The sequence below is a fragment of the Nocardia sp. NPDC004722 genome (genome assembly GCF_053601505.1).
This window is the reverse complement of sequence record NZ_JBSGBY010000714.1, coordinates 1-3948: the sequence shown is the minus strand read 5'-3', so window position 1 is coordinate 3948 and position 3948 is coordinate 1. Positions and strand designations below refer to the sequence as shown.

Sequence of the window (3948 nt, the reverse complement as noted above, 5' to 3'; positions counted from 1 at the left end):
CCGGGTGGCCGACCCGTCCCGCCCCGGCGAGATGCTGGTGCGGACCTCGGATCGGGCGCGCTGGACCGTGCGGGGTGAATTGGAGTTCGCCGTGGAGCGGGAGCGGACCGCCATCCGGCCCGCCGCGTCGCCGAGGGGTGCCGAAACCGCCAGTGCCACAGGCGGAGCCGACACCGAGGCGCGGCTGAGCGCCATCCTGGCCGAGCTGCTGGAGTTGGAGGCTGACGAGGTTTCCGGCGAGGACAACTTCTTCGCGCTCGGCGGTGACAGTGTCATCTCCATCCAGTGGGCGGTGCGCGCCAACGAGATCGGGCTGCCGCTCTCGCCGCAGCTGGTGTTCGAATGCATGACCGTCACCGAGCTGGCGGAGGCCGTGGACGCCGCCGTCGCGGCGGGCGTCACCGCCGCCGATATCGCTGCCGCGGCCGGGGTTTCGGCCTCGGAGATGACCACCGCCTTCGGGAACTCGACACCTACCCCGGCGTCGGTGCCCGAACCTGTTGAGCCGCAAACGGTTACCGATGCCCACAGCCATGCCCCCATGAGCGCCTCCGGCCTGAATCAGGACGCCCTGGCCGCGCTCGGTGCCGCCTGGAAGGGCGCGCGGTGAGAGAGGATCAGCCCGTGACCGTCGACCGGTCCAAGCCCGCCGAGATCGAGGACGTGCTGGCGCTGAGCCCGCTGCAGGAGGGCCTGTTCTCGCTGGCCCGCCTGGCCGACGGCGGCGTCGATCTGTACACCATGCAGTTCGTCATCGATATCGGCGGACCGGTGGACATCCCGGTGCTGCGCCGCAGCGTCGAGGCACTGCTGGCGCGGCACCCCAACCTGCGGGCGGCGTTCTGGGATCGGGACCTGCCCAAGCCGGTGCAGATCGTGCCCACCTGGGTGGAACTCCCGTGGACCGAGATCGACGCGCGCCCCGAGGAATTCGACGCCATCGCCGCGGCCGACCGCGAACACGCCTTCGACCTGGGCAAGGGCCCGGCCCTGCGGGTCACCCTGGTGACCCTGCCGGGCGAGCGCCGCCGCATGATCCTCACCACCCACCACATCCTCATGGACGGCTGGGCGGTCGCGGTCTTCTTCCGCGAACTCATCGCGATCTACGAGGCCGGGGGCGAGGCCGCCGCGCTGCCCGCCCCGCGCCCGTACCGCGACTACATCGGCTGGCTCGCCGCCCAGGACACCGCCGCCGCCGACCGGGCCTGGGCCGACTACCTGCGCCCGCTCTCGGGCCCCCTCATGCTCGCCGACGCCGGAGCGGCCGCCGTGGGCACCGCCATCCCGCAGCGCACCCGCCACTACCTCGATCCCGACGAGACCCAGCGGCTCACCCGCTGGGCGCGCGCCAACGGCCTCACCCTGGGCACCGTCATCCAATTCGCCTGGGCCGTCGTGCTTTCGCGGCTCACCGACCGCCGCGACCTGGTGTACGGCACCACCATCTCCGGGCGGCCCGACGCGTTGCCCGGCGTGGAAACCATGATCGGCCTGTTCATCAACACCGTGCCAGCCCGCGTCGTCCTGGACCGCGACACCACCGTCCGCGACCAGTGCCGCACCCTGCAGCGCGAACAGTCCGCCATGCGCGACAACGGCTACCTGAGCCTGTCTGCCATCCAGCGCACCGCCGGGCACGGACCGCTCTTCGACGTCCTGTTCGTCTTCGAGAACGCCCCCATCGGCGCGGCCACCGACCCCCTGGTCACCACGAACGGCACCCGCTTCCTGCCCGTCGCCATGGAAAGCCTGGTGCACTACCCGCTTTCGGTGGTCTCCCACCTCGAGGACAACCGCCTCGTGGTAGCCCTGGAAGCGATCCCCGAGGCCCTCCCGCACCTCCCGATCCCCGAAATCGGCGCGCGCATCCTCGCGGTCCTGCGCCAACTCCCGGACCACGCCGACTCCACCCCCGACGCCCTGGACGTCCTGCTACCCGCCGAGCGGGCAGAGTTGACCGGCGTGATGGACGCGACTTCGCCCGAAGTGCCCGCAATGAATCATGCGCAGCAGCAGGAGATGTCGGCTCGGACCGCCTCGGTGGCGGAGCTATTCGTTCGGCAGGTCGAGGCCGCGCCCGAGGCGTCGGCGTTGAGCACCGCGACCGCGCATTACACCTACCGCGAGCTGCACGAGGCGGCGGGACGCCTGGCCGCCGAACTCACGGCGCGGAGTATCGGCCCGGAATCAGTGGTGGCACTGGCACTTCCGCGCTCCGCCGACTCGATCATCGCGATCCTCGCGACCCTGTACGCGGGCGCGGCCTATGTGCCCGTGGACATCTCGGCTCCGGCCGTCCGGATCACCTCGATGCTGCGCCAGGCCGAGCCCGACCTGATCGTGACGGTCGCCGCGACCCAGCCGACGGTATTCTCCGCCGCGGCGGACCTCTCGCCGTCGGCCGCAGCGGCGCAGTTCCTGGTGCTGGACGAGACCGCCACCGTCGAACGCATTGCCGCGCACCGCGCCATCGCGCCGTGCCCGGTGCATCCGGGGACCCGGGCGTATCTGATCTTCACCTCCGGCTCGACCGGGGAACCCAAGGGCGTCATGGGCACTCACGCCGCGCTGGCCTCCTACTTCGCCGATCACCGCGACCGGGTCTACCGCCCCGCCCGGGCCCGGCTGGGCCGGGCCCTGCGGATCGCGCATGCCTGGTCGCTGAGTTTCGACGCTTCCTGGCAGCCGCTGATCGGGCTGTTCGACGGGCACGCGGTGCACCTGTTCGACGAGGTCGAGATGCGGGACGCGCAGGGGCTCGTCGAGGGGATCGTGCGGCATCGGGTGGACATGATCGATACCTCGCCGTCGATGTTCGCGCAGCTCGAGGCGGCCGGATTGGTCGACGGCGATCATCTGACCGTGCTCGCGCTCGGTGGCGAGGCGATCGGCCCGGCACTGTGGGAGCGGCTGCGGGCATTGCCGGATACGGCGGTCTACAACTGCTACGGGCCGACCGAGACGACCGTCGAGGCGGTTGTCGCCACCGTCAACACCGGTGGGCTGGAGGATCTTTCGCAGGCCGGGCCCGTGCCCGTCATCGGACGCCCGGTGGATCGGATGACGGGCTACGTCCTGGATTCCGCGCTGCGTCCGGTCCCGCGCGGCGTCGTCGGCGAGCTGTATCTGTCCGGCGCACAGCTGACCCGAGGCTATGTCGGCCGGGCCGCGCAGACCGCCGACCGGTTCATCGCCGACCCGTTCCGCGCCGGTGTGCGCATGTATCGCACCGGAGATCTCGTGCGGCGCAATGCGTCCGGCGAAATCGCCTACCTGGGACGCGCCGACGATCAGGTGAAGATCCGCGGGTACCGCATCGAGATCGGCGATATCGAATCCGCCCTGCTGCGCCTGCCGGATGTGGGGGAGGCCGCCGTCGTGGTGGTCACCCGCCCGACCGGGCCGACCCTGGTCGGCTTCGCGGTGGCCGGTGACGCCAACGGGACCGCCTTGCGCGCGGCCCTTTCCGAGCGACTGCCCGCCTACATGGTGCCCGCGCGCATCGTCACCCTCACCGCCCTGCCGGTGACCCCGAACGGCAAGCTCGACGTGCGGGCGCTGACCGCCGCCGGGTTGAGCCTGCTCAGCGAATCCGGATCGGGCACGGTGCCGCGCACCGCGACCGAACGCTCCCTGTGCGCCGCGTTCGCCACCGTGCTGGGCGGCCGCACCATCGGCATCGACGATGACTTCCTCGCGCTCGGCATCGACAGCATCGTCGCGATCTCCCTGGTCGACAAGGCGCGACGCGCCGGATTGCCGATCAGCCCGGCCATGGTGCTGGCCACCCCGACCGTGCGTGACCTGGCGGCGGCGGTGGATGCGCGTGCGGCGCTCCAGGAGTCGGCCCAGGCGGAGCAGATCACCGAGTACGGCGAGGTGCCCGTCACGCCGATCATGCGGTGGATGTACGAGTTTGGCGGCTACCGGCGGCGCAAACACAGC

Annotated in this window: 2 protein-coding genes; both read left to right on the top strand. The window is 71.3% G+C overall.

Annotation, left to right across the window (positions count from 1 at the left end; translation table 11 throughout):
- Window positions 1-610 (top strand): phosphopantetheine-binding protein (locus ACWELQ_RS40435; RefSeq protein ID WP_452402282.1); only part of this gene is annotated, 610 nt, incomplete at its 5' end.
- Between the two features lie 14 nt (window positions 611-624).
- Window positions 625-3948, top strand: a 3324-nt coding sequence (locus ACWELQ_RS40430; protein ID WP_452402281.1) for an amino acid adenylation domain-containing protein, incomplete at its 3' end; no start/stop codon positions are given.